The organism is Rhizobium sp. A22-96 (genome assembly GCF_053521805.1).
Genome location: NZ_JBNWDQ010000005.1, coordinates 224,844 through 251,441 on the forward strand (window position 1 = coordinate 224,844; position 26,598 = coordinate 251,441).

30 protein-coding genes are annotated in these 26,598 nt (G+C 61.2%); 12 read left to right on the plus strand and 18 right to left on the minus strand.

Annotated features, from left to right (window positions below):
* Positions 1–3: 3 nt before the first annotated feature.
* The 3 genes from ACQZ6F_RS22590 to ACQZ6F_RS22600 are packed head-to-tail and all read right to left on the minus strand — an operon-like array spanning position 4 to position 4,007.
* Positions 4–1,113: an imelysin family protein gene (locus ACQZ6F_RS22590; RefSeq protein WP_449094183.1), complete on the minus strand. Its 1,110-nt coding sequence runs from the start codon at positions 1,111–1,113 to the stop codon at positions 4–6.
* Positions 1,113–2,672 (minus strand): di-heme oxidoreductase family protein, encoded by a 1,560-nt coding sequence (locus tag ACQZ6F_RS22595; protein ID WP_449094410.1) that lies wholly within the window; start codon positions 2,670–2,672, stop codon positions 1,113–1,115. Before ACQZ6F_RS22595 ends, ACQZ6F_RS22590 begins: the two co-directional genes overlap by 1 nt.
* 45 nt (positions 2,673–2,717) lie before the next feature.
* Complete coding sequence (locus ACQZ6F_RS22600; RefSeq protein ID WP_449094184.1) at positions 2,718–4,007, minus strand: imelysin family protein; 1,290 nt, start codon at positions 4,005–4,007, stop codon at positions 2,718–2,720.
* A 218-nt stretch (positions 4,008–4,225) separates the two neighbouring features.
* Between ACQZ6F_RS22600 and ACQZ6F_RS22605 the strand changes: the two genes are divergently transcribed.
* Entirely contained in the window at positions 4,226–4,729 is a 504-nt protein-coding gene (locus ACQZ6F_RS22605) for an HPP family protein (protein ID WP_068400622.1), read from the plus strand.
* A 7-nt stretch (positions 4,730–4,736) separates the two neighbouring features.
* On the opposite strand, the gene ACQZ6F_RS22610 is transcribed toward ACQZ6F_RS22605, so the two are convergent.
* The 5 genes from ACQZ6F_RS22610 to ACQZ6F_RS22630 all read right to left on the minus strand — a co-directional run bounded on the left by ACQZ6F_RS22610 (position 4,737) and on the right by ACQZ6F_RS22630 (position 9,839).
* Positions 4,737–6,026 (minus strand): RsmB/NOP family class I SAM-dependent RNA methyltransferase, encoded by a 1,290-nt coding sequence (locus ACQZ6F_RS22610; protein ID WP_449094185.1) that lies wholly within the window; start codon positions 6,024–6,026, stop codon positions 4,737–4,739.
* Between the two features lie 211 nt (positions 6,027–6,237).
* The gene (locus ACQZ6F_RS22615; RefSeq protein ID WP_068400618.1) at positions 6,238–6,606 is read right to left on the minus strand and encodes a septal ring lytic transglycosylase RlpA family protein; all 369 of its coding nucleotides are present in this window, start codon (positions 6,604–6,606) and stop codon (positions 6,238–6,240) included.
* 397 nt (positions 6,607–7,003) lie between these two features.
* Entirely contained in the window at positions 7,004–7,876 is an 873-nt protein-coding gene (locus ACQZ6F_RS22620; protein ID WP_449094186.1) for an SDR family oxidoreductase, read from the minus strand.
* Positions 7,876–9,033 (minus strand): tRNA epoxyqueuosine(34) reductase QueG, encoded by a 1,158-nt coding sequence (queG, locus tag ACQZ6F_RS22625; protein WP_449094187.1) that lies wholly within the window; start codon positions 9,031–9,033, stop codon positions 7,876–7,878. Before queG ends, ACQZ6F_RS22620 begins: the two co-directional genes overlap by 1 nt.
* A 113-nt stretch (positions 9,034–9,146) precedes the next feature.
* Entirely contained in the window at positions 9,147–9,839 is a 693-nt protein-coding gene (locus ACQZ6F_RS22630) for a glutathione S-transferase family protein (RefSeq protein ID WP_449094188.1), read from the minus strand.
* 150 nt (positions 9,840–9,989) lie between these two features.
* On the opposite strand from ACQZ6F_RS22630, the gene ACQZ6F_RS22635 reads away from it, so the two are divergent.
* Positions 9,990–10,787, plus strand: coding sequence for an undecaprenyl-diphosphate phosphatase (locus tag ACQZ6F_RS22635; RefSeq protein WP_449094189.1), 798 nt, complete (start codon positions 9,990–9,992; stop codon positions 10,785–10,787).
* 70 nt (positions 10,788–10,857) lie between these two features.
* Here the strand turns inward: ACQZ6F_RS22635 and ACQZ6F_RS22640 are convergent, their stop codons facing one another.
* The 7 genes from ACQZ6F_RS22640 to dnaN form a co-directional block, all read right to left on the minus strand.
* A complete protein-coding gene (locus ACQZ6F_RS22640; protein ID WP_267551379.1) occupies positions 10,858–11,022 on the minus strand; it encodes a hypothetical protein in 165 nt (54 codons plus the stop codon).
* A gap of 288 nt (positions 11,023–11,310) precedes the next feature.
* Complete coding sequence (locus tag ACQZ6F_RS22645; protein ID WP_449094190.1) at positions 11,311–12,291, minus strand: complex I NDUFA9 subunit family protein; 981 nt, start codon at positions 12,289–12,291, stop codon at positions 11,311–11,313.
* 112 nt (positions 12,292–12,403) lie between these two features.
* Positions 12,404–12,691 (minus strand): DUF1330 domain-containing protein, encoded by a 288-nt coding sequence (locus tag ACQZ6F_RS22650; protein WP_449094191.1) that lies wholly within the window; start codon positions 12,689–12,691, stop codon positions 12,404–12,406.
* A 27-nt stretch (positions 12,692–12,718) separates the two neighbouring features.
* Complete coding sequence (gene pyrF / locus ACQZ6F_RS22655) at positions 12,719–13,411, minus strand: orotidine-5'-phosphate decarboxylase (protein WP_077468482.1); 693 nt, start codon at positions 13,409–13,411, stop codon at positions 12,719–12,721.
* A gap of 1 nt (position 13,412) precedes the next feature.
* The gene (locus ACQZ6F_RS22660) at positions 13,413–14,000 is read right to left on the minus strand and encodes a histidine phosphatase family protein (protein WP_449094192.1); all 588 of its coding nucleotides are present in this window, start codon (positions 13,998–14,000) and stop codon (positions 13,413–13,415) included.
* 12 nt (positions 14,001–14,012) lie between these two features.
* On the minus strand, positions 14,013–14,606 hold the full coding sequence (gene pmtA / locus ACQZ6F_RS22665; protein WP_068401132.1) for a phospholipid N-methyltransferase PmtA: 594 nt from the start codon (positions 14,604–14,606) through the stop codon (positions 14,013–14,015).
* A gap of 162 nt (positions 14,607–14,768) precedes the next feature.
* Positions 14,769–15,887, minus strand: coding sequence for a DNA polymerase III subunit beta (dnaN, locus tag ACQZ6F_RS22670; RefSeq protein ID WP_068401129.1), 1,119 nt, complete (start codon positions 15,885–15,887; stop codon positions 14,769–14,771).
* 252 nt (positions 15,888–16,139) lie between these two features.
* Between dnaN and rsmI the strand changes: the two genes are divergently transcribed.
* From rsmI to gshB, 5 genes are all read left to right on the plus strand, one after another.
* A complete protein-coding gene (rsmI, locus tag ACQZ6F_RS22675) occupies positions 16,140–17,048 on the plus strand; it encodes a 16S rRNA (cytidine(1402)-2'-O)-methyltransferase (RefSeq protein WP_449094193.1) in 909 nt (302 codons plus the stop codon).
* Positions 17,041–17,409 (plus strand): YraN family protein, encoded by a 369-nt coding sequence (locus tag ACQZ6F_RS22680; RefSeq protein ID WP_267551385.1) that lies wholly within the window; start codon positions 17,041–17,043, stop codon positions 17,407–17,409. The genes rsmI and ACQZ6F_RS22680 overlap by 8 nt, the downstream gene beginning before the upstream one ends.
* Before the next feature lie 103 nt (positions 17,410–17,512).
* Complete coding sequence (locus ACQZ6F_RS22685) at positions 17,513–18,508, plus strand: endonuclease/exonuclease/phosphatase family protein (RefSeq protein WP_449094194.1); 996 nt, start codon at positions 17,513–17,515, stop codon at positions 18,506–18,508.
* Positions 18,509–18,604: 96 nt separating this feature from the next.
* A complete protein-coding gene (locus ACQZ6F_RS22690) occupies positions 18,605–19,111 on the plus strand; it encodes a cupin domain-containing protein (protein ID WP_174069963.1) in 507 nt (168 codons plus the stop codon).
* 93 nt (positions 19,112–19,204) lie between these two features.
* On the plus strand, positions 19,205–20,152 hold the full coding sequence (gene gshB / locus ACQZ6F_RS22695; protein ID WP_068400589.1) for a glutathione synthase: 948 nt from the start codon (positions 19,205–19,207) through the stop codon (positions 20,150–20,152).
* A gap of 55 nt (positions 20,153–20,207) precedes the next feature.
* Here the strand turns inward: gshB and ACQZ6F_RS22700 are convergent, their stop codons facing one another.
* The gene (locus ACQZ6F_RS22700) at positions 20,208–20,609 is read right to left on the minus strand and encodes a hypothetical protein (RefSeq protein WP_449094195.1); all 402 of its coding nucleotides are present in this window, start codon (positions 20,607–20,609) and stop codon (positions 20,208–20,210) included.
* 136 nt (positions 20,610–20,745) lie between these two features.
* Here ACQZ6F_RS22700 and ACQZ6F_RS22705 point away from each other — a divergent pair, with 136 nt between their 5' ends.
* Both ACQZ6F_RS22705 and ACQZ6F_RS22710 read left to right on the plus strand, forming a co-directional pair.
* Positions 20,746–22,278, plus strand: a complete 1,533-nt coding sequence (locus ACQZ6F_RS22705; protein WP_449094196.1) for a YifB family Mg chelatase-like AAA ATPase — start codon at positions 20,746–20,748, stop codon at positions 22,276–22,278.
* A gap of 98 nt (positions 22,279–22,376) precedes the next feature.
* On the plus strand, positions 22,377–22,844 hold the full coding sequence (locus ACQZ6F_RS22710) for a hypothetical protein (RefSeq protein ID WP_449094197.1): 468 nt from the start codon (positions 22,377–22,379) through the stop codon (positions 22,842–22,844).
* Positions 22,845–22,895: 51 nt separating this feature from the next.
* On the opposite strand, the gene cysK is transcribed toward ACQZ6F_RS22710, so the two are convergent.
* Complete coding sequence (gene cysK / locus ACQZ6F_RS22715; RefSeq protein ID WP_068397818.1) at positions 22,896–23,864, minus strand: cysteine synthase A; 969 nt, start codon at positions 23,862–23,864, stop codon at positions 22,896–22,898.
* Between the two features lie 135 nt (positions 23,865–23,999).
* Positions 24,000–24,617 carry a LysE family translocator gene (locus tag ACQZ6F_RS22720; RefSeq protein WP_449094198.1) on the minus strand — a complete coding sequence of 206 codons (618 nt, stop codon included), beginning with the start codon at positions 24,615–24,617 and terminating at the stop codon, positions 24,000–24,002.
* A gap of 129 nt (positions 24,618–24,746) precedes the next feature.
* On the opposite strand from ACQZ6F_RS22720, the gene ACQZ6F_RS22725 reads away from it, so the two are divergent.
* Genes ACQZ6F_RS22725 through ACQZ6F_RS22735 form a run of 3 tightly spaced genes read left to right on the plus strand, consistent with a single transcriptional unit; the run spans position 24,747 to position 26,596 of the window.
* Positions 24,747–25,304 (plus strand): cysteine hydrolase family protein, encoded by a 558-nt coding sequence (locus tag ACQZ6F_RS22725; RefSeq protein ID WP_068397813.1) that lies wholly within the window; start codon positions 24,747–24,749, stop codon positions 25,302–25,304.
* Between the two features lie 24 nt (positions 25,305–25,328).
* Entirely contained in the window at positions 25,329–25,961 is a 633-nt protein-coding gene (locus tag ACQZ6F_RS22730) for a LysE family translocator (protein WP_077468492.1), read from the plus strand.
* On the plus strand, positions 25,961–26,596 hold the full coding sequence (locus tag ACQZ6F_RS22735) for a hypothetical protein (RefSeq protein WP_449094199.1): 636 nt from the start codon (positions 25,961–25,963) through the stop codon (positions 26,594–26,596). Before ACQZ6F_RS22730 ends, ACQZ6F_RS22735 begins: the two co-directional genes overlap by 1 nt.
* Positions 26,597–26,598: the final 2 nt, after the last annotated feature.

A 26,598-nucleotide genomic window follows, 5' to 3' on the forward strand; every position in this document is an offset into this window, starting at 1 on the left:
TGGTCAGTCCCCGTCGGCGAAGGAGAAGCCGGCGGAAAGGCCGATGGCGCCGCCATATTCGTCGCTGAAGGCGGTGGTGAGATCGCGGCTGACGGCGAGCAGCTTATCGATCTTGGCGCGTTCCGCATCGTTGCCGAGGGCCGTCTCGATGTTGGAATTGATCGTCGGTGCGGTCGTCGCAAGCTCGTTCAGCAATCCGTCGATCTTGGCGGCGGCGTCACGCTTGTTCGCCGGCAGCAGGCTTGCCATGTCGGCTTTTTCCCAAAGGGTCTTGAGGCCTTCGATGTTGCCGGTGAACGAGGTCCAGGTGTTGCCGGAGCGCCAGTAGATCGCCATCTTCGGCCGCGCCGACGCAGGGTCGCCCTTGTAGAAGGTCTCCAGCCGCTGATCGCGGACATTGGCCGCACCATGCACGAGGATGCCGAGGAGCGCCGTGACCGCTTCCTTGTTGTCCATGAAATCGTCACTGGACTTGCCCGGATATTTCCAGGATTTCTGCACGCCATCGGGTGCATCCCATTCGTCGGCGATTTCCTTGGCCGTGTTCTCGATATTGCCGGCGACGGCTGCGCCATAGCGGCAACGGAAGCCTTGCTTCTGGCTGGCAAGAACGTCCGAGCCGGTGCCGTAAAGCACATATTCCAGCGCCGTCATGCTCATCAGCGCGACGCTCTTGCCGGCGACGGCCTCGACCGTCGTGTCCTTTTCGTCGGCCTTGGCGATCAGCGCCTGCACCTGCTTGAGGCCGACGCCCTTGCGGTCCGGGTAGAACAGGATGTGCTCGAAGCGGTTCTTGTCGATGATTGGGCCGGTATCGACGATTTCGATGCGCGACCAGCTCTTCACCGTGTCGCCGAAAGCGGATTGGGCGCCGGTAAGCGTTGTGGCGGAAGGATCGGCGCAAAGCGCCTTCATGGCCAAAGTCAATTTCGAAGTGGACTCGTGCATGGCGCGGTAGCCCGGACGAATGACGTCGTCCACCGCCTTCTGCAGGGTTGCCGGCACCGCGGCTTCGTTCAAGCCGGCGCCGTTGGTCGTCGCGTCCTGCGCCTGAGCGGGCAAGGCGGCGGCTGTGAGGAGAAGGCTGGCTGCGAGACGTTTCCAGTGGCGCATCAAAGTGACTCCAGGAAGTTGATGAGGGCTTGCCGATCGTCCTTCGAAAGGTCGGCGAATGCGGTACGGGCTTTTTCCGCCTCTCCTCCATGCCAGAGGATGGCTTCGGTCAGTGTGCGGGCGCGGCCGTCATGCAGATAGGCCTGCCGACCGCTTACCATTTGTGTGAGGCCTATACCCCAGAGCGGTGGCGTGCGCCAATCGCTGCCGGACGCGACGCCCACCTGCTGGCCGTCGGAAAGGCCTTCACCCATATCGTGCAGCAGGAAATCGGAATAGGGCCAGATCAGCTGGAAGGCTTGCGGAGAGCCCTTGCCGTCGCCGCCCTTGATGTCGTCGCGGGTGACGAATTTCGGCGTGTGACATGAGGCGCAGCCGGAGCGATAGAACATCTCCTTGCCGTGCAGCACATCGGGAAAGCTTGCCTTGCGGCGGGCGGGCACAGCGAGGTTTTCGGAGTAGAAGGTGACGAGCGGCAGGATCGGATCCGGTGCCTCAGTATCGCCCAGGCGCTTCTGTACGCCGTTCGGCATGGCAAGGCATTGCGGTTCCTTCGCCGTGCAGTCGCCATAAGGGTTCGGCCGGTCCGGGGTGGAAATGCCGATGTCGACCGAGAAGGCATCCGCCACCTGGTCGCGCACGCTTGCGTTCTGGGCCTTCCAGCCGAAGCGGCCGAGCGCGATTTCCCCCGTGCGGTGATCGCGGACAATGGCGGGCTTGCCGCGAATGCCGGTGCCGTTCTTGCCGTCCGGGTCGGCATTGGCGAGAATGTCCGCCTCTGGAATGGCCTCGATCAGGCCGAGGCCGATCATCGGCGGCGCGATGCGGGGCGAGAATGTGGTGGTCGCGTCGAGCGGCCCATAGGCGAGATCGGTCACGCCGTAATGCGGCTTGCGCAGCATCACGGTCTCGCCGCCGGCAAGCGTCACGGTTTGCTCGCTATAGCTCACCGTCACCTTGCCTTCGGCGGCAAGGCCCGGCACGGCGAGGTCCTGCAGCTGTTTGCCATAGGTCGAATCGGGGAAGTTGAGCGCGCTGAAATCCTTGGCTGCCTGCTCCTCCTCCGGCGTGGCGGCGGGCCGAGCCAGACGCAGCACCATCGAGGTTGCGGCGGCTCCATCGGCGTCCGGCGGATGACCGCGGCCGTCGCGGATGTGGCAGCTCTGGCAGGAGCGGGCATTGAACAGTGGCCCCAGCCCGTCGGAGGCCTGCGTTGAGGAGGGCGCCGAAACCCAGAGCTTGCGGAAGAGGGCGTTGCCGAGATGAAAATCCTGCCCTTGCTCTTGGCTCAAATTGGCCGAGGGTTGCGAGAAGATATCGCGATTGACGGGATCGATCGACGTCGAGGCACCGCCCTGCATCGCTTCATAGGCTTCGGCCTTGAGGAAATTGGTGGTCGCGCGGGCCACGTCGCGCACCCGCTTCAGCTGTTCGGCGGAAAGATCGGTGCGAGCAGTCGGAAAATCGAGAATGGCCGCGCCGGCCAGCGTGATGGAGAAAACCAAAAAAACCGCAGCTAGGGCGGGCAGCAGGGCGCGGTTGGCCGGGATGCTTGTCATGGGTGTCGGGGCGACAGCGCCTTTTAGCGCTGCCGCCATTCCCTATTACTTCTTGGTGAAGACGGCGTTCGGGTTGTCCAGGCTGTCCGAACCTTCGAGCTTGATCGTGCCGAGATCCAGAGAAGCGATGACGCGCTGGATGCTCTTCGTCTGGTCGAGCAGGCCGTCGATGGCCTTCTGAACAGTCGCGTTGCCTTCCTTATTGCCTTCGCCAATCATCTGGTCGTACTTCTCGACCGTCTCGCCGCGATGCACCAGCGCCTTCATGGCTGCAAGCGTCGTGTCAAGCTTGCCTTCCATTTCCTTGTCGAGCGCTGGATCCTTGGCCTTCACCAGATCATGCAGGGACGGGCCCTTCAGCTTGGTGCCGTCGACGCGGGTGTAGTTGCCGGTATAGGCAGCCGCGATGCCGATGGCGTCGCCATTGTGCTCGTTGTAGGTGTTGTCAGAGAAGCAATCCTGCTCTTCTTCGGGATCGTGCAGCAGCAGGCCGAGCTTCATGCGCTCGCCGGCAAGTTCGCCGTAAGAGAGGGAACCCATGCCGGTGAGGATGGCGGTGAGACCAGCCTTCGGATCGGCTTCTACATGCTTGGTGGCTTCGCCTTCCGGCGCCCATTTGTCGGTCATATCCTTGAGATCGGCAACAAGCAGCGTCGAAGCGGATTTCAGATATTCGGCACGGCGGTCGCAATTGCCATGCGTGCAATTCTTGAGGTCATAGTCGGTTGCGGGGCGTTCGCCGGCGCCCGGTCCGGTGCCATGCAGGTCCTGGCCCCAGAGCAGGAATTCGATGGCATGGTAGCCGGTCGCGACGTTGGCTTCGACACCGCCAGCCTGATGCAGCGTGCCGGAGAGGAATTCCGGCGTCAAATGCGAAGCGTCGACATCCTTGCCGTTGATCTTGATCGTCTTGTTGGCGATGACATTGGCGACATAGAGCGCGTTCTCATCGCTTTCCGTGCCGTAGGAAGCGTCGACATAGTCGATCAGGCCTTCATCCAGCGGCCAGGAATTTACCTTGCCTTCCCAATCGTCGACGATCGAGTTGCCGAAGCGATAGGCCTCCGTCTGAGCATAGGGAACGCGAGCCTTGATCCAGGCAGCACGCGCCGCCTTCAGCGTCTTGTCGCTCGGGTTGGCGAGCAGGGCGTCGATCGCCTTGTCAAGCGCCTGCGCCGTCGTCAGCGAGTCCTGATACTTGGCGTGAGCCACGTCCGCATAATGCTTGAGGGCAGCTGCCGGCTCGGGAGCGGCGGCAAGGGCTGGCAGGCCAGATGCGGCAGTCGTAGCAAAGGCGACCGCAAGCACGGCGCCAAAATTGATCTTGAGTTTCATGTTCCCTCTCCTAATGACAGCGGGGGCACTGTCAAAAACTTGGCGTTTTGTGTCATGTATGAAAAATAAACTTGTGTCAAACGCTCTAGTTTAGAATGGTTTTAAGGCCGAATATTATTGGTTTCGGCTGTATGAATGGAATGGATTTGCTTGAAAAAGCGGCAGATACAGGTCAAAAAACAGGCAAATAGATTTCAGCCGAGTTTTGAAGATCTTCCATGCATCGCCATTTCAAACATTTCCTTCACCGTCATGAACCGAAAGGCCATTGGCACGGGCATCTGAAGTCGGGTGTAGGCGCGGTTACGGGCATGACCGCCGTCGGCGCCCTGGCGATTGCGACCGGCATTCCCCTGTTGATCGCGCCCTTCGGTGCGACGGCCGTATTGATCTTCGGCCAGCCGAAGAGTCCGCTGGCGCAACCGGCCAATGTACTTGGCGGCTATCTGCTGGCGGCCCTTGTCGGCAGCCTTGCCATGGCGCTGCTGCCGGGTCTGTGGTGGGCCGCCGCCATCGCGGTCGGTCTCGCCATTGCGGCGATGCTGATTTTGAGAGTGACGCATCCGCCAGCCGGCGCTGTGCCGCTGGTGGCACTGGGATCGCATCTGTCGGCGTGGACGCTGTTCACGGTGGTCGGCCTCGGCGGCCTGCTGCTCATCGCCATTGCCGTGCTGCATCATCTCATTCCGCCACGGCAGCAATATCCGCTGCGGGCGGATTGATAGCAGCTCAGATTTTTCGCTGCAGGCGGCAGAAGAAGAAGCCGTCCGTATCCGTGGAAGCGGGTGTCAACGTAATGGTCTTGCCGTCGGACGAGAGCGGCTGCGGCGTGTCCTTGCCAAACAGCTTTTCCCAGGAGCTCAACGCGTCCACCACCTCGAAGTCCGGATTTTGGGCTGCGAAACGGTTGACTTGCGCCTCGTTTTCCTCAGGCAGGACAGAGCAGGTGACATAGAAGAGCGAGCCGCCGGGACGGACGAATTCACCGGCCTGGGCCAATGCTTCCTGCTGCTGGCTGGTGCGCTCGTCGAGATTCTTCTGAGTCAGTCGCCACTTCGTATCAGGCCTGCGGCGCCATGTGCCTGTGCCGGTGCAGGGCGCATCGACAAGGACCTTGTCGAACTTGCCGCGCAGGGCCAGCAGAGCATTGCGTTCGTCATGGACCTGCACATTACGGGTGCCGGCGCGCTTCAACCGTTCGATGATAGGCGCCAGCCGCCGGCGGTCGGAATCGTAGGCGTGGACCTGGCCCTTATTGTGCATGGCAGCCGACATGGCGAGCGTCTTGCCGCCGCCACCGGCGCAATAGTCGAGCACCTGGTCACCCTCTTCGGGCAGAACGAGATCGGCGACGATCTGCGAGCCTTCGTCCTGCACCTCGAACCAGCCCTTCTGAAAGGAAAGCTCTGCGGTGACGTTCGGCAGGCGGGATGCGCCTTCGCCGGCGGGAATGCGGATGCCGAAACGGGCGATCTTCGATGCCTGTGCTCCGGCACGATCCAGTGTCTTCACCACCTTGGCGCGGTCCGCCTTCAAGGCATTGGCGCGAAGGTCGAGCGTCGGGCGTTCGGAAAGGGCTTGAGCCTCGGAAAGCCAGTCTTTGCCGAAGGCGCGTTCGAAGGAAGGCTCGACCCATTCGGGAATGTCGCCTTGGATGTATCGGGGCGCATCGTCTAGCTTGCGGCCGGCAAAGGCGGCCAGCGCCTCGGCGCTCGGCGCCTCGGGGGCGAACTTATCGCCATCGAGTTCTGCGGCCAAAGCTTCCGGCGTCAGGCCCCACTGGCGAAAGAGCACCGCATGGGCAAGCGCGGAGGGGCTGTCGTCGCCCATCAGCCAAGCATGGGATAGCCGCATGCGCAGCGCGTCGTAGACGATATTGCCGATCGCGGCGCGGTCGCCGGAGCCGGCGAAGCGATGGGCAAGGCCCCAATCCTTCAGGGCGTCGGCCACCGGTCGCTTGCGCGCTTCGATATCGGCAAGAACTTCGATGGCCCCCTGTAATCGGCCGCCCAGACGCATTCACACTCTCCTGCTTGCGCGCCGTCCCAAACTCGACTGAGTTTACCGGGAAACGTAACGCTCTACCAAAATCGCTGACACCTCATCAATCCGCACGAATAATGCACATGGTGGCGGATTATTAAGACGTCCCAACCGCGTGGTAGCCGCGATTGACGGAGAGAGCAAGCGTCGCGCCGAAATGCACTGCGCTTCCGGCCATATCGAGCGATTACTTCGAGGCGACGACTTCGTAGCAGACGTTGGCGGTGCCGGAGGCGACCATGCCGATATCCTGCGCAGCGGCGCGGGAGAGATCGAGGACGCGGCCGCGAATGAACGGACCACGGTCGTTGATGCGAACGACGACGCTACGACCATTGTGCTTGTTGATGACCCGCAGACGGGTGCCGAAAGCAAGCGAGCGATGAGCGGCAGTAAGATTTTTGGAACTCATACGTTCCCCGGAAGCAGTTCGGGAGCTTCCCCCGTACCATGAAGCGCCTCCGCATCCAGTCGAGGCTATTGCCTGAGTCGAAAGAAGAGCAAAGGAGGCGGATATAGTTGCGGCGATTGCCAAAGAACGTTTGAATTTCGTCAAACCGAGTTTTCCCTCAAGCTATTGAACTTGCGCCTTGGTGGGCGGCGGGGGCTTAAATCCGGCCAAAAATGGCGAAAAAGTGCCTTTTTAGATCACGGAATGTTACAGGTTGTAACATTTGCGGATCGCAGCAAATACTGTGACTATTCAGTGGATTTGCTGAGTTACGGAAAAAACCTAATAAAATCAGTTAAAAATGGAACGATTATTCTCACGGTCGTGCTGCAATGCAATAGATCACGAAATCAGGAAAAATAATTTTGCTGCTTTGCCATAATCGCTGCCCCATTTGAGCCAATTTAGAGGTCGTTAACCTTAAATGGGGAGAAAATTGAACTATGGTAGCCGGCCAAGTAGGAATTTTCATGCGATTACACTTGGTTGCAGGGCCGAATTTTCAACCCCGCCAGCGCCCCGAAGACCAGAGTTCGGCAAGCGACATGCGGTATTCGGGATAGCGAAACGCAAAGCCGAGCGCGCGCAGTTTCCCGTTCGAGACACGCTTGTTCTCGCCATAGAAGGAGCGCGCCATCGGGGTCAGCTCGGCCGTCTCGAAGGGCTGTTCGGGTGGCGGCTCGATGCCCATGAGCCGGGCGGCCTCTGCCACAACGTCCTGCGGCGGCGCCGGCTCATCGTCGGTGACATTATATATGCCGCCGAGCTTGCGATCGGACAGGAAGCGCGCGCAGCTGCCGATATCCTCGACGCGGATGCGGTTGAAAACCTGGTTTGCCTTGATGAGACGCCGCGCGGTACCCTTGTCGAGATTGCTGAAAGCGTTGCGGCCGGGGCCGTAGATGCCAGAGAGTCTCAGCACGGCGACAGGACGATCGAGCCTGATGCCGACGCGCAGCCAGCCGTCCTCGGCCTCGACCCGCTCGACAGAGCGCGCCGCGATCGGATGCAGTGACGTCTCTTCGCTGATCCAGGCGCCCTTATGGTCGCCATAGACGCCGACCGTCGAGAGATAGCAGACCCATTCCAGCTTCGGCATCAATGCCCGCAGATTGAGCTGCGCCAGCCGCAGCAGCGGGTCGCCAATTTTGCCGGGCGAGATCGATTGCACCAGATGAGTCGCTGAGGCCATCGCTTCCGCCAGAGCCGGGTCCAGCGTCTCGCCGTCAAAGACGAAGGCTTCGATGCCTTCCTTGGCCAGCAGTTCTGCCTTGTCGGCGGAGCGGGTCGTGCCGGTGACGCGAATGCCGGGCCCAGCGAAGGCCTTGGCGATGGCCGTTCCCGAATAGCCGCAGCCGAAAATCATCACATGCATCACGCAACTCCCGCCATTTTCCATTCCGCGCGAACTTCTTCGTCCGGCTCATCATCTCTTTCTGCAGCAAATATCAGGAACTCGCCAGCCGTCATCAACCGCGATAGTGCCCAGACAGCCATGCCTCGCACGGTGGGCGAGGGGTCCCTTGCCAGATCGCGGCAAGCGCCGATCAGGCTGGATTCGCCCGAATTGCCGGCGGCGATCAGTACATTGCGGATGAAACGATCACGCCCGATGCGCTTTACAGGCGAGCCGCTGAAGAACGTGCGAAAGGCGGCGTCGTCCAATGTGAGCAGAAAGGCGATCGACGGCTCCTTCAGGTCTTCGCGGGCGACCAGCTTCATCTCCGAGGCAGCACTTGCGAACTTGTTCCAGGGACATGCGGCAAGACAGTCGTCGCAACCATAGATGCGGTTGCCGATCAAAGGCCGAAGCTGCGGGTCGATCGGCCCCTTATGCTCGATGGTCAAATAGGAAATGCAGCGGCGGGCATCGAGCTGATAGGGTGCCGGGAAAGCAGCGGTCGGACAGGCATCCAGACAGGCACGGCAGGAGCCACAATGGTCGGGCTCAGGCTGATCCGGCTCGAGGTCGGCGGTGGTGAACATCGAGCCGAGAAACAGCCAGGAGCCGAAGCTGCGGTTGACGAGATTGGTGTGCTTGCCCTGCCAGCCGAGGCCGGCCGCCCCAGCCAGCGGCTTTTCCATAACCGGTGCGGTATCGACGAAGACCTTGACGTCCTCTTTCGAGCGCGCCGCAAAGCGCGTGGCGATCTCTTTCAGCCGCCCCTTGATGACATCGTGATAGTCACGGTTCCGGGCATAGACGGAGATCGCGGCCTTGTCGTTCTTCTCCAGAATGCCACGCGGATCTTCATCGGGTCCGTAATTGAGGCCGAAGACGACGATGGAGCGGGTCTCGCTCCAGAGCACGCGCGGATCGCCGCGCCGCTCTCGCGTCTCTTCCATCCAGCTCATGGTGCCGTGATGGCCCTGTTCCAGAAACTGGTCGAGCCTGACGGCAGCCTCGGGAATGGCGTCCGGCCGGGTGATGCGGCAGAGATCGAAGCCCTGGGCGCGCGCCTCGTCGCGCAGGAAGGTGGTCAGCGCGCTTCGTCGCTTGTCGGCTTTCTCTGCTTGGCGATCATCGGGCATATCCAGCCCTCGTTAGAGCATTTCCAGGAAAAGTGCGTAGCGATTTTCCGTTCGGAATGCGTAAAAACAAAGAGATAGAGCGCTTTCGCGATTCGGAGAAAAGCGAAAATGCTCTAGAAATCCAGATCGGCGTAGTGCGAAACCGGAGTGACCCCGCGCACGCGTTCCGCCAGGATCGGCCGGAAGGAGGGGCGCGACTTCAGCCGCTGATACCATTCCTTGGCGATCGGAGACTCCGTCCAGTCGATCTCGCCGAGATAGTCGAGCACGGAAATCGAGGCGGCCGCCGCCAGATCGGCATAGCTCAGCCGCTCACCGGCAAGCCATTGCCGGGAGCCCGCCAGCCAGGACAGATACTTCATGTGCTGACGGATATTGCCGCGCGCCATGCGCATCACCTTGGAATCGGGTGCGCCGCCGCCCTGCTCCGCGGTCATCTGCAGCTTGAACACGCGCTCGCGTGTCAGCGGCCGCGTCACGTCCTGCTCCATCTTCTGCATGAACCATTCCGTCAGCCGGCGAATTTCCGCGCGCTGGAACGGGTCTTCGGCGAGCAGCCGGCGGTCCCGCTTCAGGACCCCGTGCGTCTCGTCGAGATATTCGGAAATAACAGACGCGCCACACAGCGCCCGCATGCTGTCATCGACATAGACGGGCAGGGTTCCGGCTGGGTTGAGCGCCAGGAAATCGCGGCGCTTTTCCCATGTCTGCTCCTCTATCAGCTCCGTCTGATAGCCATATTCGGTCAGGATCAGACGAACGAACCGGGAAGAAGATGACATTGGGTGGTGATACAGCGTCGGCATTGATACTCAGGTGTTTCCAATTGGTGCTACGGCGTTTTTCGGGTCGCGATCGCACGGCCCTAGTCATTTGTCATGGGTTGAAGCTATAGGAGCTTGGCCTAGTTTGCACAAGCGAATCGGGCCGCCCTGCCGTTTGACAAAGGACACGATATGGCTGAACAAATTATTATCGCGCTGGTTTTGGGTCTTGTGGAGGGGCTTACGGAGTTCATTCCCGTCTCTTCCACGGGCCATCTGATATTGCTCGGACATTTTCTAGGCTTCGAGGAAGCCGCCACTTTCGACGTTCTCATCCAGCTCGGTGCGATTCTCGCCATCCTGCTCGTCTATTTCAACCGGCTTGTTCAGATCGCCAAGGCGCTGCCCGTCAGCGTCAAGGCTCGCCACTTCGTGCTTGCCATTCTCTTCGGCTTCCTGCCGGCCGCCGTCATCGGCGCGCTTGCGCATGACTTCATCAAGACGGTGCTGTTCGACTCGCCGAAGGTGATCTGCGTCTCGCTGATCCTCGGCGGCATCGTCCTGCTCGTCGTCGACAAGATTCAATTCAAGCCCAAATATACCAGTGCCTATGAGTTTTCCTGGCCGATGGCAGTAAAGATCGGCTTCTTCCAGTGCCTGGCGATGATCCCGGGAACGTCGCGTTCCGGCTCCACCATCGTCGGTGCCCTGCTGCTCGGCGCAGACAAGCGCTCGGCCGCCGAGTTTTCCTTCTTTCTCGCCATGCCCACCATGGCTGGCGCTTTTGCACTGGATCTCTGGAAGAGCCGGCATGATCTCAGCATGGACCAGGGCCTGCTGATCGTCATCGGTTTCGTCACCGCCTTCATCTCGGCGCTGCTCGTCGTCCGGGTATTGCTGGATTTCGTTTCGCGCCGCGGATATGCCCCCTTCGCATGGTGGCGCATTGCCGTCGGCACTGTCGGTCTGATCGCACTCTACTTCGGCTGAGACCGATCGTCCGACGACGCAAGCCCAGATACAATGAAGGCCGGTGAAAACCGGCCTTTTTCATGCTCGATCAGTTCGAGGAGGAGGCGTCGATAGAGCCTGTCGTGCAAGGGTCGACGCCGTAGGTCGGCGCACATTCGCCCTTTACCGAGGCGATGCTGCCGCGGGCCATGAAAGAGCCTGCGAGAATCACCAGTGCCGCGCACGCAAACAAAAGCGCGATAGACTTGCCCATCGAAGAATGCCTTTCCGCAGAAGTGTGAAGCGCGCCACGAACCGGTTCATTGTCCAAGCTTGTGACGCGCGGCTTTGTTAGTCAGTGAAATGAGCAATAGCAATAAATGTTCATCTTAAATTTGACGTTAATGCTACTATTTCCAGACTGCGTCTTTTAGGCAACGTTGAGCTGTGAACGAAGGAGCCTTGCCCGCGTCTCGAAGTCTATTTTTGTGCTCCATAGGCAACAAAAAGCGCCGCTCGGGGAGGCCCGGCGGCGCTTGTATTTGACTGACGCGGCGAATCGTTAGGCGGCTTTGCCGGAACCGGTGAACTGGCCCTGCGGGCGATAGCGCACCAGATACGACGGCAGCACGGAGACGAGGAGCGTCGGCAGCAGGCCGATACCCTTCAGCGTGCGCCCATCCGCCTCGGCCTGCTTGGAAACGACGTTGTCGCTCTTCAGGAGCGTCACCTGGTCGGAAGTGATCGGCGGCGTGATAAGCGGCACCAGCGAAGCAAGCGAGCCGATAAGCGAGGCGACGCCGAACGGGATGGAAACGAGCGGCTTCTTCCGGTTGATGACGGAGAGCGTGGTCTCGAGACATTCGCGGAAGGAAAGCACTTCCGGGCCGCCGAGTTCGTAGGTCGTGCCGGCCTTCAGCTTGCCATCGACGCCGCGTGCAACTGCCTCTGCGATATCTTCGACATAGACGGGCTGGAATTTCGTCTTGCCGCCGCCGATCAGTGGCAGAAAGGGAGCCGTGCGCGACATGTCGGCGAACTTGTTGAAGAAGCCGTCTTCCGGCCCGAAGACGATCGAAGGCCGCAGGATCACGACATCAGGCTTGATCGACAGAATGGCAGCCTCGGCGCGGGCCTTGGTGCGGGCATAGGCCGAAGGCGAATTGGCATCGGCGCCGAGAGCGGAAACATGCGTCAGCGAAGCGCCGACGCCACGAGCGGCCTCGGCAATAGCCTTGGCGCCAAATTCCTGCACGGCGTCGAAGGTGTTGCGGCCGCTTTCGGCGAGGATGCCAACGCAATTGACGACATGCTGTGCGCCTTCGACGGCACGGTCGATCGAGTTGCGGTAGCGCACATTGGCCTGGACGATGGAAATCTGGCCGAGATTGCCGGCAGGCACCAGGAAACCGGCAAGATCAGGGCGGCGCACGGCGACACGAATGCGATATCCGCGCTTGGCAAGCGCACGCACGACATGCCGCCCGATGAAGCCTGATCCTCCGAACACGGTAACGAGCGGCGGGAGGTTGGACAGGGTCATGGCAGGCTCCTCGAAAGGCTTTGGATTGGGCTTATCTTGTTTCGTCTTAGCCGATCCGAACGCCGAGGTGAAGTGCTATCACGCTGCATCGCAGCGTCGCATTTCGAAGGGATCAGATCCCCTCGACGACGACCATTTCCGCATCCGCTACTTCGTGGCGGATTTTGGCGGCCGCCTGGTATTCCGGCGAATTGTAGCAATCGACGGCGTGCTGCAGCGATGGAAATTCGATCACGACGTTGCGGCCGCGCGCCTGCCCCTCAAGCGGGGTGAATGCACCGCCGCGAGCAAGAAAGTTCGCGCCGTATTTCTCGAAGGCCGGCTTGGCGGTGGCAATGTAATCCTTGTAGCGCTCGAGGTCGCGAACATCGACGCGCGCAATCCAGTATCCCTTTGGCATATCGGCCTCCCTGTTTCCTGCAATGATCTACAGTGCGGCGGCGATCTCGGCGAGGATGGCGCGTGCCGCCTCCTTCGGGTCGCTTGCCTTGACGATCGGCCTGGCGACGACGAGATGGCTCGAACCGGCCTTGATGGCATCGGTCGGTGTCATCACGCGCTTCTGGTCGCCCTTGTCGCTGCCGGCAGGCCGGATGCCGGGGGTCACCAGCGCCATGTCAGGCCCGATGATCTTGCGGACTGCGGAGGATTCCTCCGCCGAGCAGACGATGCCGCCCATGCCGGCGAGATGCGCCTGTTCGGCGCGGCGCAGCACCAGTGTATGCGGATCGTATTCATAGCCGGCGGAGATCAGGTCCTCTTCGTCCATCGAGGTCAGCACAGTGACGCCGAGCAGGCAGAGATCCGATCCCTTGGCCGCGGCGACCGCCGCCTTCATCGCCTTCGGATAGGCGTGCAGCGTCAGCATCGACATGCCCATCTTGACGATGTTCTCGACGCCGGAGGCGACCGTGTTGTCGATGTCGAGCAGCTTCATGTCGAGGAAGATCTTCTTGCCGTCGGCGGCAAGGTCGCGGGCAAATTCCAGGCCGCCGGCAAAGGCGAGCTGGTAGCCGATCTTGTAATAGAGAATATCGTCGCCGAGGGCGCCGACCACTTTTTCGGCCTCCTGAAGGTTTGGAACATCCAGTCCAACGATCAAGCGGTCGCGTGCGGTCATATCAAGCCCATCCCATCCAGTCTTCCATGGGTGTCCAGTCGCATGAGACGGCGCGCTTCGCAAGATCGAAACAGAAAAGATTGCCGCCGCCGGGCGGCTGATCGCCTTGCCGCGCGATCGGTTTTCCCTCCAGGTGGCATTTCAGCAGCGTGCCGACGCCGCCATGCCCGACGAAGGCGATCGGCATTTTCGGATCGTGCCGCGAAAGAACGGCCTCGACATTGGAGACGATCCTTGTTTGCGCGTCGATGGCGCGTTCCCAGCCCTTGAAGCTCTCATGCGGGTGCGCAAAGAACCAGTCCGCCGCCTTCTCGAATTCCGGCGGAGCCAGGAAGCCGGTGGCGCTGCGGTCGTTTTCGTGCGTGGCCTCGACGATTTCGACCGTCGCACCGCTCGCTGCCGCGAGAATTTCCGCTGTTTCTATCGCCTTGCGCTCGCCGCTGGAGACGATTAGGCCAAGCGTCTGCGCCCATGGATGGGTTGCCGCCAGTCGCGCTCTTGCCGCGCCAATTTCGGAAAGTCCCCATTGCGGCACCGGAACGTCAGGATCGATGCGCACCTGCGGGTGCGTGATATAAAGAGCGTACATGGATTGATTGCCTCAGCCGCGGCTATAGACCCAGAGCTGGGCCGGCGGAATATTGCGGACGATGAAGTCGAAGTGGCGGATATGATAGCGATCCGGCCGCGCGATGATCGGCGACACCGGCCCGTAGGAGATCTGTATCACGGGCCGGCCGGCCGGCATGCGGTCCAACAGGCTTTCCAGCAGCGCCACGCGCGCCTTCATCGGGAAATTGAGGAGAGGGATGCCGGACACGACGGAATCGAAAGTTTGGCCGCGTAGCACGCCGAGCGTCGTGTCGAGATCGAAAGCGTCACCATTGATGAAGTGGACGCCGGGATAGAGCTTGCCAAGGTGATTATAGAAATCGGTGGAATATTCGATGGCGACGAGGTTCTGCGGCTCTACGCCGCGCGCAAGGATCGCCTTGGTGATCGCGCCTGTGCCCGGTCCGAGCTCCAGTACGGGCAAGCCGGATTGGATGTCGATGACGCTCGCCATCTTGCGGGCCGTGATCGACGACGTCGGGGCGATCGAGCCGACAGTCTTCGGCCCTTGCATCATGCCCTTGAAGAAACGGATTTCCTCGTCGAATTTCTTGCCCAGCCGTTCCTTGAGACGCAGCGCCATGCTCTCCCCCACCAGTATGTTTCGGTTACGACTTACATATCGCTCACAGCGAATCTTGCAATGCGATGGCGCAATAACAAGAGAAAATGTCGCAATCCACAAAGGACAAAAGAAAAGCGCCCTTTGCGTCGGAGAAACGCATGAAAGGGCGCTTTGGTTTCTTTAGACGCGCATCGGCATCAGAACATAAAGCGCATCGTCGCCTGCCGTGTCGCGAATGAGCGTCGGCGAGCCGGCATCGGCAAGCAGGAATATGGCGGATTCACCCGAAAGCTGCGCGGTGATGTCGAGCAGGTATTTGGCGTTGAAGCCGATTTCCATCGCATCCATCTCGTAGCCGACAGCCACTTCTTCGGTCGCGCTTCCCGAATCCGGGTTGTTGACCGTCAGCAGCAGCTGGCCGTCCGAAAGCGCCAGCTTCACCGCGCGGCCACGTTCCGAGGAAATGGTCGACACACGGTCGACGGCCTGGGCGAAGGACTGGCAATCGACCCGCATTTCCTTGTCGTTATTTGTGGGTATGACGCGCTGATAGTCGGGGAAGGTGCCGTCGATCAGCTTCGACGTCATGACGATGGAGCCGATCGTCAGGCGGATCTTCGCATCGGAAACCTCGACGGTGACGATCGTATCCGGCGAATCCACCAGTTTCTGCAGCTCGCCAACCGTCTTGCGCGGGATGATGATCCCCGGCATGCCTTCGGAGCCCGAGGGCGCCGTAACATCGGCGCGGGCAAGGCGGTGGCCATCGGTTGCAACAGCCCGAAGCTTCAGGTCGCCGTCGCTTTCGATCGTGTGAAAGAAGATGCCGTTGAGGTAATAGCGCGTCTCCTCGGTGGAGATCGCAAACTGCGTGCGGTCGATCAGCATCTTCAGATCCGCAGCCTTCAGCTTGAAGGAGTGGCTGAAGCTGCCTGCGGTCAGATCCGGAAAGTCGGATTCCGGCAGGCACTGCAGCGAGAATTTCGAGCGGCCAGAAGCAACCGTCATAGAGCTGCCATCGGGATTGGTGGCCAGAAGCACTTCCGATCCGTCCGAGAGCTTGCGCACGATATCGTAGAGCAGATGCGCGGGAACGGTGGTGGCGCCGGCCTGCTCGACATTGGCGGGCGTTGCCTCGGTTATTTCGAGATCGAGATCGGTCGCCTTCATGTCGAGGCTCGTGCCATCGGCTTTCAGCAACACGTTCGACAGGATCGGGATCGTGTTGCGACGCTCGACCACGCGATGGACGTGGTTCAGCGACTTCAGGAGGTTCGACCGCTCAATTGTAATACGCATGGATGCTACCGCTTTCGACCGTGACTTGCCGGGCAGCCCGAGGCGCCCGAGCGACATGTTTTCGGACGAGGCCCGAAAGATTGGACAGGCAACTTGGCAGACTTCTCCATCCGAATGCAAGAGGCATGGACCAATTGCCAAGCGCCAATTCGATATTTCGTCGACAATGCTCCACAGGAATTGCACCGCTCTTGTCGTCAGCCCGCGCCTCGCCCATAAAGGCTGTGAATCCGACGCGAATTCAGGACAGGCATGAACGAAGACCAATCAGGGGGCGGGACACGCAGTTTCCGCCTGCACAACAGCAACATTCCGGCCCGTCCCCTCGAACCGGCGCTCTATCTCGTGGCCACCCCCATCGGCAATCTCGGCGATATCACGCTGAGGGCATTGGAGACGCTTGCGGGCGCCGACGTTCTCGCCTGCGAGGACACCCGCGTTACCCGCGTCCTGCTCGATCGCTATGGCATCCAGAACAGGCCCTATGCCTATCATGAGTACAATGCCGATGAGGCCGGCCCTCGTCTGCTGCAGGCGCTGGAAGCCGGTCGTTCGGTGGCGCTGGTCTCCGATGCCGGCACGCCGCTGGTCTCCGACCCTGGCTATCGGCTGGCGGTGCAGGCGATCGAGGCTGGCTACAAGGTCGTTCCCATTCCCGGCGCTTCGGCGCCGCTTGCCGCCCTCGTCGGCTCTGGCCTTCCCAACGACGCCTTCTTCTTTGCCGGTTTCCTGCCGGCCAAGGACAAGGGCAAGCGGGACCGGCTGGCGGAACTTGCCGGCATTCCGGCGACCCTCATTTTCTTTGAATCGCCGCATCGCATCGCCGCTACGCTTGCCTCCGCCGCCGATGTGCTCGGAGTCGAACGCCCCGCCGCCGTCTGCCGGGAGCTCACCAAGACCTTCGAGGAATTCCGCCGCGGCACGCTCGCCGAACTCGCCGCCTTCTATAGCGAGGTCGATAACGTCAAGGGTGAGATCGTCTGGCTCGTCGGGCCGCCGGCCGAAAGCGTGACAGCCGAAGCTGATATCGACGCCATTCTTGCCGACCTCGCAGGCACGATGCCGACGGCAAAGGCGGCAGCGGAAGCCGCCCGCCTGACAGGCCTGCCGCGCAAGGAGCTTTATCAGCGACTGCTCGACATGAAGGAGAGCCATGGCTGAGACAGGCGAGAGGCTGAAGCGGCAGAAGGCGTGGCGACGTGGCCATGTGGCCGAATATCTGGCCGCCGCCTTCCTGCTGCTCAAAGGCTATCGCATCCTGGCCATCCGCCACCGCACCAAACTTGGAGAGATCGATATCGTCGCCCGCAAGGGGGATCTTGCCGTCTTCGTCGAGGTCAAATCGAGGCGGGGGGCGCAAGAGGCGATCGATGCGGTTTCCTTTTCTTCGCAGAAGCGCATCCGCGCCGCCAGCGACCTGTGGCTGGCGCGGCAACCGGATTTTGCCCGTCTGTCGCAGCGCTACGATATCGTCGCCATGCTACCCGGCCGCTGGCCGCAGCATTTTCCGGATGCGTTTTAAGGCTGGCGTTACAGAAACGTCACAAAATCAGCCTATTGCCGGGCCGACATGCGCTTGCAGTCCCCCCACCGGCGCTTCCCATCTCTTTTCGACAGGCCTTATCATGATCCGCAGCACCGTTTCCGCCTCCACCGTTCCCTCGCAGGAGGAGCGCAAGAGCTTCGTCTCGCTGGAGAAATCTCCTGCCGTTCATGCCTCTATCCTGGCATCGCTTGCCTGCATGAACACGGTGCGGGTCGGTGGCGCGGAAGGCAAGGTCGCGGCTCTGTCATTCCCCTTCACCGTTGCGGCCTGGAACCTCGAGCGTTGCTTGTTTCCGGAGGAGACTGCGGCGAAGCTGCGGGCGACAGGCGCGCCGCTGGTTCTGCTTTCCGAGATGGACGATGGCATGGCCCGCACCGAGCAACGTGATCCCACGGCCGTCGTCGCCGGTGAACTCGGTATGAACTATGCCTATGGCGTCGAGTTCCTGGAACTGAGCCTCGGCTCGGAAATCGAGCGTTCCTACTGCCGCGACGATTTCAACGAGAAGGGCTTTCACGGCAACGCCCTGATGGCGTCGGCCGCCCTGAAGGATGCTTTCCTCTTCCGTCTTCCCGGCGAAGCAGTCTGGTTCAATGACAGCAACGAGCAGCCGCGTATCGGCGATCGCTGCGCTGTCGGCGCTATCGTCGAAACCGAAGCCGGACCTTTCGTTGCCGTGTCGGTCCATCTCGAAAGTGTCGCAACTGCTGCATACCGCGAGCGGCAGACGGCGGCGCTGATCGATGCCGTCGAAGCCTTTGCGCCCGGCCTTCCGATCCTGATCGGCGGCGATCTCAACACCGGCAATCACACTGGCGGCGATTTCTCGACCGACACGCTGTTTGCCATGGCCGAGGGCCGTGGCTTCGAATGCCATGGCGGCCCACTCGACCAGACGAGCACACGTCCAAGCCTCATCACCCGCTTTCCCGATCGCGCCATGAAGCTCGACTGGTTTCTGAGCCGGGGTCTGAAAATCAGCGAAAGCCACCTTGTTTCCTCCCTCAATGAAGAGAGCAAACCGCTCTCCGATCACGACATGATCCTCTGCACAATCGAAGGTTTTTCCGCCTGATCCCTGCAATCGTTAAAATGCGCCAGGTTTCATGAACGGCGCCGTTACCCCTTCCATGCGATGGAGATTGAGACGCGCATGGAATTGGGGGATTGCATGGTCTTGAAACTGATGTTGGCGAGCATGGCGGCCTTTGCCGCGCGTGCGGTGCCTGTTGTCGTGGCGATGCCGCCATCGAAGAACTTCGTAGCCGATGCTGCGGGCGCGATGGAAATGAAGCCATCGCCGATCGAACCGTCGTGGATTCTCGCAGGCGAGCCGGTGGCTCGCATCGCCGAACATTCCCGCGGGCAGGACGATGCCGCGCTGACGGCGCTGTGGGACTGCACGGCGGGCGAGTTCCGCTGGTATTTCGGCTGGGATGAAACGGTGATGATCCTCGAAGGCGAGGTGCACATCACCACGGAAGATGGCGTCGAACGCACGCTGACTGCAGGCGACGTCGCCTATTTCGCCGGCGGCACCTGGGCGACATGGCGTATCGATCGCTATCTACGCAAGGTTGCCTTTTTGCGCAAGCCGTTCCCGAAGCCTTTGACCATGGCCTATCGCCTGCGTGATCTCGTCAGGCAGGGCGGCAGCACCCAGGGACTCGCCGCCTGAGTGCGGCGAGCTTTGCCTGAAGCCCTTGAATAGCCGTTGCGTTTGAAGGCGGGCCGACCTACATCTGTCGGCGAATTCGAGCGAGGGCTGACTATGGCGAAGATTAAGAATGTCGCGGTCCAGATGGACCATGTCCGGGGCATCAACATTGCGGGCGACTCGACCTTCGCCATGAGCCTCGAGGCCCAGAACCGCGGCTACAAACTCTTTCACTACACGCCCGAGCGGTTGAGCATGCGCGACGGCGAGGTCTATGCCTCCGTCGAGCCGATGATCCTGCGCGATGTCAAGGGTGACCACTTCGAGCTCGGCGAGCCCGAGCGTGTCGACCTTTCGACCATGGATGTGGTGTTGCTGCGCCAGGATCCCCCCTTCGACATGGCCTATATCACCTCGACGCATCTCTTGGAGCGCATCCATCCGAAGACTCTCGTCGTCAACGATCCGGCCTGGGTGCGCAACTCGCCGGAAAAGATCTTCGTCACCGAATTCGCCGATCTGATGCCGAAGACGCTGATCACCCGCGATGCCGGCGAGATCCGCCGCTTCCGCGAGGAGATGGGCGATATCATTCTGAAGCCGCTCTATGGCAATGGCGGCGCCGGCGTCTTCCATTCGACGCGTGACGACCGCAACCTCTCCTCGCTGCTGGAAATGTTCGGCCAGCTCTTCCGCGAGCCTTTCATCGCCCAGCAATACCTGCCTGACGTGCGCAAGGGCGACAAGCGCATCATCCTCGTCGATGGCGAGGCTGTTGGCGCGATCAACCGCGTGCCGGCCGAGCATGATGCCCGCTCCAATATGCATGTCGGCGGCCGCGCCGAAGCCACCGAGCTGACGGCGCGCGAGCAGGAAATCTGCGCCCGCATCGGCCCGGCTCTGAAGGCCCGAGGCTTCCTTCTCGTCGGCATTGATGTCATCGGCGACTACATGACCGAGATCAACGTCACGTCGCCGACCGGCATCCGCGAAGTGAAGCGCTTCGGCGGTGCCGACATCGCCAGCCTGCTCTGGGATGCGATCGAATCCAAGCGGGCCTGATGGCTGTTTTCGCCGGGGATCGGTGAGAGGTCGTTTGCGCTCGCCGCAACACGAATTATATCGCTATGCCCATGCGGCGGCAGGTCAGGATCACCGCTGACTGCCCGGTCGAGCTGTCATCCGCGATGACGATCGGCACGAAGCCGAAAAGCGGCTTCACGTTGACCATCATGCCGACGTAAGGCCGCTTGTTTACAACGCCGCCATAGCCACCCATGGCGGTGATCGTGCCGCAGACGCTGACATGGCCCTTGCTGTTCTTGGAAGCCGCCATAGGCCCGAAAAGCAGAAGGCCCTCGTAAGGAAGCTGCTCGCGCAAACCCTTTTCCACCGCAGCCGTTTCCTTGGCGCTCAACGAATAGGGAATGCCCCTTTCCAGATTATCCCCGCCATCGATGGACTGGCAGCCGCCGAGAAGTACGGTCATCAGAAGGGATAGCGATATCGCAAGTCTCATAATTTTCCCCCAATTGTAAAAACCGCCCCTTTGTTCTTTTATTGTTCTTGTTTCATTTCATTTTTTCTGCCACGTTGCAACCCATGGTCTGCGGTGAAGAATTAATAGCGGCAAGCGAGTTGGGCGAGGGCAAGGCATGGTGGCGCGCGTCAGTACGGTTGCGTTTCAGGGTATCGAAGGCGTGCCCGTCGAAGTTCAGGTGATGATCGCGCCCGGCAAGGTGCTGATGCACATCGTTGGCCTGCCGGACAAGGCGGTGGCCGAAAGCCGCGAGCGGGTGCAGGCCGCACTCCATGCCTCCGGCCTCGCCCTGCCGCCGAAGAAGGTCACGGTCAATCTCGCGCCGGCCGATCTGCCCAAGGAAGGATCCCATTTCGATCTTGCGATTGCGCTTGGCCTGATGGCGGCGCTCGGCGCCATCCCGGCTGACGCCTTGTCTTCCTACACCGTTATCGGCGAACTCAATCTCGACGGCACGATTGCACCCGTTGCGGGCGCCCTACCGGCTGCGATCGCTGCCAATGCCATGGGCAAGGGGCTGATTTGCCCGTTCGAGAGCGGGCCGGAAGCCGCCTGGGCGGGCAAGGAAATCGATATTCTCGCGCCACGCAGCCTGATCGCGCTTGCCAACCATTTTCGCGGCACCCAGGTGTTGTCACGCCCGGAGCCAGCAGTGCGGGCCACCGCCGCCAACCTGCCAGACCTTGCCGACATCAAGGGGCAGGAGAGCGCAAAGCGGGCATTGGAAGTGGCCGCGGCCGGCGGCCATAATCTGCTCTTCGTCGGCCCGCCCGGTTCCGGCAAGTCGATGCTGGCCTCGCGCCTGCCGTCGATATTGCCGCCGCTGTCGACATCGGAGCTGCTCGAAGTATCGATGATCCACTCCGTTGCCGGCCAGCTTTCGGGCGGCAAGCTCTCCGATCGACGGCCCTACCGTGCGCCGCACCACTCCGCCACCATGGCGGCGCTCGTTGGCGGCGGTCTGCGTGCAAGGCCGGGCGAGGTTTCGCTTGCCCATAACGGCATTCTCTTCCTCGACGAGCTGCCGGAGTTCTCGGCGCAGGCGCTGGATGCGTTGCGCCAGCCGCTGGAAACCGGCGAATGCGTCATCGCCCGCGCGAACCACAGGGTTTCCTACCCCGCCGGCATCCAGTTGATCGCGGCGATGAATCCCTGCCGATGCGGCATGGCCGGCGAGCCGGGGCATACCTGCGCCCGAGGCCCGCGTTGTGTCAGCGATTATCAGGGGCGCATTTCCGGCCCGCTGCTCGATCGCATCGATATCCGCATCGACGTACCGGCCGTTTCCGCCGCCGATCTTATCCGGCCGGCAGCGGCGGAAAGGAGCGCCGATGTGGCACTGCGTGTCGCCCGCGCCCGGGAGCGGCAGCGCGAGCGTTTCGAAACGGCCGGCATGAAGGGCATCCTCACCAATGCCCGCTGCTCAACCTCGATGATCGAAACCATCGCCGAGCCGGACGCAGCTGGCCTGCAATTGCTGCGGGATGCTGCGGAGAAGATGAAGTTCTCGGCCCGTGGCTATCACCGCATCCTCAAGGTGGCGCGGACGCTCGCCGATCTCGACGACAAGCCGACCGTCGGGCGCATCCATCTGGCGGAAGCCATCTCCTATCGCATCGCGGGTGAGCGGTTGACTGCGGCTGCCTGATCTCATGGTGCGGCTGAAGGCGCTCGATTTGGACGCCTGCCACCGAATGCGATAGGACCGTCTGCATCGCTGATCGAATTGGAAGATGTCGTCTCCGCATGAGTGCAGAACTGTCCATTGATCCAGGAACCGGGGCCATTTGCATCGGTGACGCTGTTCGATTCACGGCATCTCAGGATAAATCGAGCGTACTAGCGCTCGCCTCTCAATGGGTTGGTGGATCGCGCGATCTACAGAATGGTTACGAATGGCTGCAACTGCATGGCCTGTCCTTCGGACAACAACCGGCCGGCATCGCGTTATGCTTTCATGATGGCAGGCTGATGAGTGCCCATTGGGGCGTTTCCTTGCCGGGCGCGACGCTGGAAGAGGGCTGGCCGACCCAGCAGGCAATCAACCAGGAGATCAAATTCGTGCGCAAGGTTTTGGTTGCCATGTTCCAGACCGAGTTGACGGATGGCGGGCTTGTGTTTCCATGGGGCACCGTCTGGAGCAGGTTCGACCTGAAAGGCTTCAGTGCCAGCCACGGCGTGCGCTACCATGAGGCTATCGCTTTACCCGAATGAAACAGGGGTGCCGCAGCACCCCTTTCTCAATCAAAATTATGGTTGGCTGTTTCAGCCGCCCAGACCTTCGAACAGCGCCGTCGACAGGTAGCGTTCGGCGAAGGAGGGGATGATGACGACAATGGTCTTGCCTTCGTTTTCCGGGCGCTGGCCCACCTTGATGGCTGCCGTCAGCGCCGCACCGGAAGAGATGCCGACGGGCACGCCTTCGAGCTTCGCCACGAGCCGGGCCTGCTGGAAAGCCTCGTCATTGGAGACGGTGATCACCTCGTCATAGACATGGGTGTCGAGGATCTTCGGCGCGAAGCCGGCGCCGATGCCCTGGATCTTGTGCGGGCCGGGATTGCCGCCGGAAAGAACCGGGGAATCCGTCGGCTCGACGGCGATGACCTTCACGTCGGGCTTGCGGGCCTTCAGCACCTGGCCGACGCCGGTGATCGTGCCTCCCGTTCCGATGCCGGAGACGAAGATATCGACCTTGCCCTCGGTGTCGTTCCAGATTTCCTCAGCCGTCGTCTTGCGATGGATTTCCGGGTTGGCCGGGTTCTCGAACTGCTGCGGGATGATGGCATCCGGCAGCGTCGAGGCCAGTTCCTCGGCCTTGGCGATCGCGCCCTTCATGCCCTTCGGCCCTTCGGTCAGCACCAGTTCGGCGCCGAGCAGCGCCAGCATCTTGCGGCGCTCGATCGACATGGTCTCCGGCATTGTGAGGATCAGCTTGTAACCCTTGGCGGCGGCGGCGAAGGCGAGCGCGATGCCGGTATTGCCGGAGGTCGGCTCGATCAGCACCGTTCTGCCCGGAGCGATCTTGCCCTGAGCTTCCAGGCTCTCGATCATGGCAACGCCGATGCGGTCCTTCACGGAGGCAATCGGATTGAAGAATTCGAGCTTTGCCAGGAGGTTGGCCTTGACGCCCTTTTCCTTTGCCAGCTTGTCGAGACGCACGAGCGGCGTATCGCCGATGGTCTCGGTGATCGAGGCATAGACGCGGCCGCGGCCTGGTTTGCGGGTGTCGGACATGGGTTCTCTCCCTACATTGGAATTATGGAGTGACAATAGGATCAAATGCTTGCGGAAACCAGAGTGCGGGCGTCCTCACCGCTTGCCGCACGTGAGAAAAGAATCTCTCAACTGACTTCTTCAGAGAAGATTTTTTCAGGCCACGCGGGCGGCGATGAAGGCGGCCGTGCCCGCGAGGATGCTTGCCGCGACCCGGTTCAAGATCTGCAGGGCTCGCGGCTTCTTCAGGAATGTGCGGGCTCGCGAGGCAAGCAGCATATAGGGGACGAGAACGACAAGCAGTACGACGAAGGTTGCCGCCAGCAACATCGCATATTCGCGCAGGCCGATGCTGCCGATATCGATCAGCGTCGGCACCAGCGCGACGTAGAAGAGCATGGTCTTCGGATTGCCGAGCGTCACCAGCAGGCCCGAGAGAAAAGACATGCCGGCGCTATTGGATTTCTTTGCCGCGATATCGGCTGCCAGCAAACCGGCCGTCCATAGTTTCCAGGCGATATAGCCGAGATAGAGCGCACCGGCGATCTTGATGACGATGAACACCTCGGTGAAGGCCTGCGCCACAAAGGCAAGGCCGAGGATGACGGCCGTTAGGTAGATCGTGTCGCCGAGCACGAGGCCGAGGCCCATGAAAAAGGTCTCGCGAAAGCCGGAGCCAAGCGCACGCGCCACGATCGCCGTAATGCCAGGGCCGGGAATTGCCGCAGCAATGAAGAGAGCGCCGCAATAGGCGAGCAGGGATGCAAGCGTCATGGCAATTTCCTCCTCAGATGGTGTTTGCTCTAACGCACCACCCTTGCGTTTTCAAGCGATTGCGCTGGCGCTGCGAACAGATTACCAAGGGGTTAACGGCGCGTCGAAACTGCTTTGCCCAAGGATATCATGTCTTCTGCATTGCTCCTGATCGATCTTCAAAATTCCATCCTGACCGGCCTTGGCGCTCCGGGTCGGCAGCCGGCCATCGATGCTGCGCTGGAAGCGGTTGTCGCCAAGCTGGCGGGCTTGAAACACAGGGCACGCGCTGCCGGCATTCCGGCCTTCATCGTCCAGCACGACGGCAATCCGGGCCATCGGTTAGTGAAGCGCAGCGAAGGTTGGCAGTTGCGCCGGGAGATCGCACCCGAAGCCGGCGATGTCGTGGTGCACAAGACGAGCTGCGATTCCTTCTTCGAAACCGATCTTGAGGCGAAGCTGCGTGCCCGCGGCATTACCCGTCTTTTCATCGGCGGCTGCATGACGCAATTCTGCGTCGATACGACGGCACGCCGCGCCGTTTCGCTCGGTTTCGACGTCTCGCTGATCTCGGATGGGCACACCACGGCGGATATGGGCAAGTTGGCTTTCGAAGAGATTGTCTCCCATCACAATATGCTGCTTGACGGTTTCGACGCCGGGCCGCATGAAATCAGGCTGATCGCATCCACCGAAATTCTTTTCTGACGCCTTCCCGCCCGGAGCTCCCCGATGCCGCACGTGACCAGCATGATCGCCTTTGCCCTGATAGCGCTCGGCATGGTGCTGACGCCCGGGCCGAACATGATCTATCTGGTATCGCGATCAATCTCGCAGGGACCAGCGGCAGGCTTGATCTCGCTCGGCGGCGTCGCTTGCGGCTTTATCTTCTACATGCTGTCAGCCGCGCTCGGCATCACCGCCTTCGTTCTTGCCGTGCCCTTCGCTTATGACGCGCTGCGGCTGGCGGGTGCGGCCTATCTCGGCTGGCTTGCCTGGAATGCGCTGAAGCCCGGCGGCCGCTCCGCCTTTCAGGTGCGCGAGCTGCCGAAAGACAGCACGCGCCGGCTTTTCTCCATGGGGCTGGTGACCAGCCTGCTGAACCCGAAGGTCGCGGTGCTTTATCTTTCGCTGTTGCCGCAGTTCATCGATCCCGCCGCCGGCAGCGTCTTTACGCAATCGCTCTTTCTCGGCTTCGCGCAGATCATCATCAGCGTGACGTTCAATGCCATGTTCGCGCTAAGTGCCGGCTGGATCGCGATGTTTCTCACCCGGCGCCCATCTTTCGCGCTGGTGCAGCGATGGCTGATGGGTACCGTGTTGGCAGGGCTTGCCGTCCGCATGGCGTTTGAGGCGCAACGCTGATGCGAAACGTGGCGCAAACCGTCACCGCCGGCCTTTTGGCACTCGCCTCGTTCGCAAGCGTCGCGCCACTCGCTTCGGCGGCGGAGACTGGCACGCAAACAATCGTCTTCATGCGCCATGGTGAAAAGCCGGAAGCAGGCCTCGGCCAGCTGAGTTGCCAGGGCCTCAACCGGTCGCTGGCCCTGCCGCCGGTGCTGACAAAGCTCTTTGGCAAGCCCTCGGTGATCTTTGCCCCGGATCCTTCCAAGCGGAAAGAAGATTCCGGCGTTTCCTACGATTACATCCGGCCACTCGCCACCATCGAGCCGACGGCCATCGCGCTGGGTCTGCCTGTCGATACCAGTTTCGGCTATGAGGATATCGACGGCCTTAAGGCCGCGCTGGAAAAGCACGATTATGCCGGCAAGCTGATCTTCGTTGCGTGGGAGCACAAGCAGATCGTCGATCTCGCCCGGCAATTGATGACCGACAATGGCGGCGACGCCAAGGCGGTGCCGAAGTGGCACGGCAAGGATTTCGACAGTCTCTACGTCCTGCATCTCGGCGCAGATGGGGCCAAGCCGAGTGCGCGTTTCGAGAAGCTGGCGGAAGGTCTCGACGGCCAGCCGGAAACCTGCCCGCAACCAGCCAAGTAATC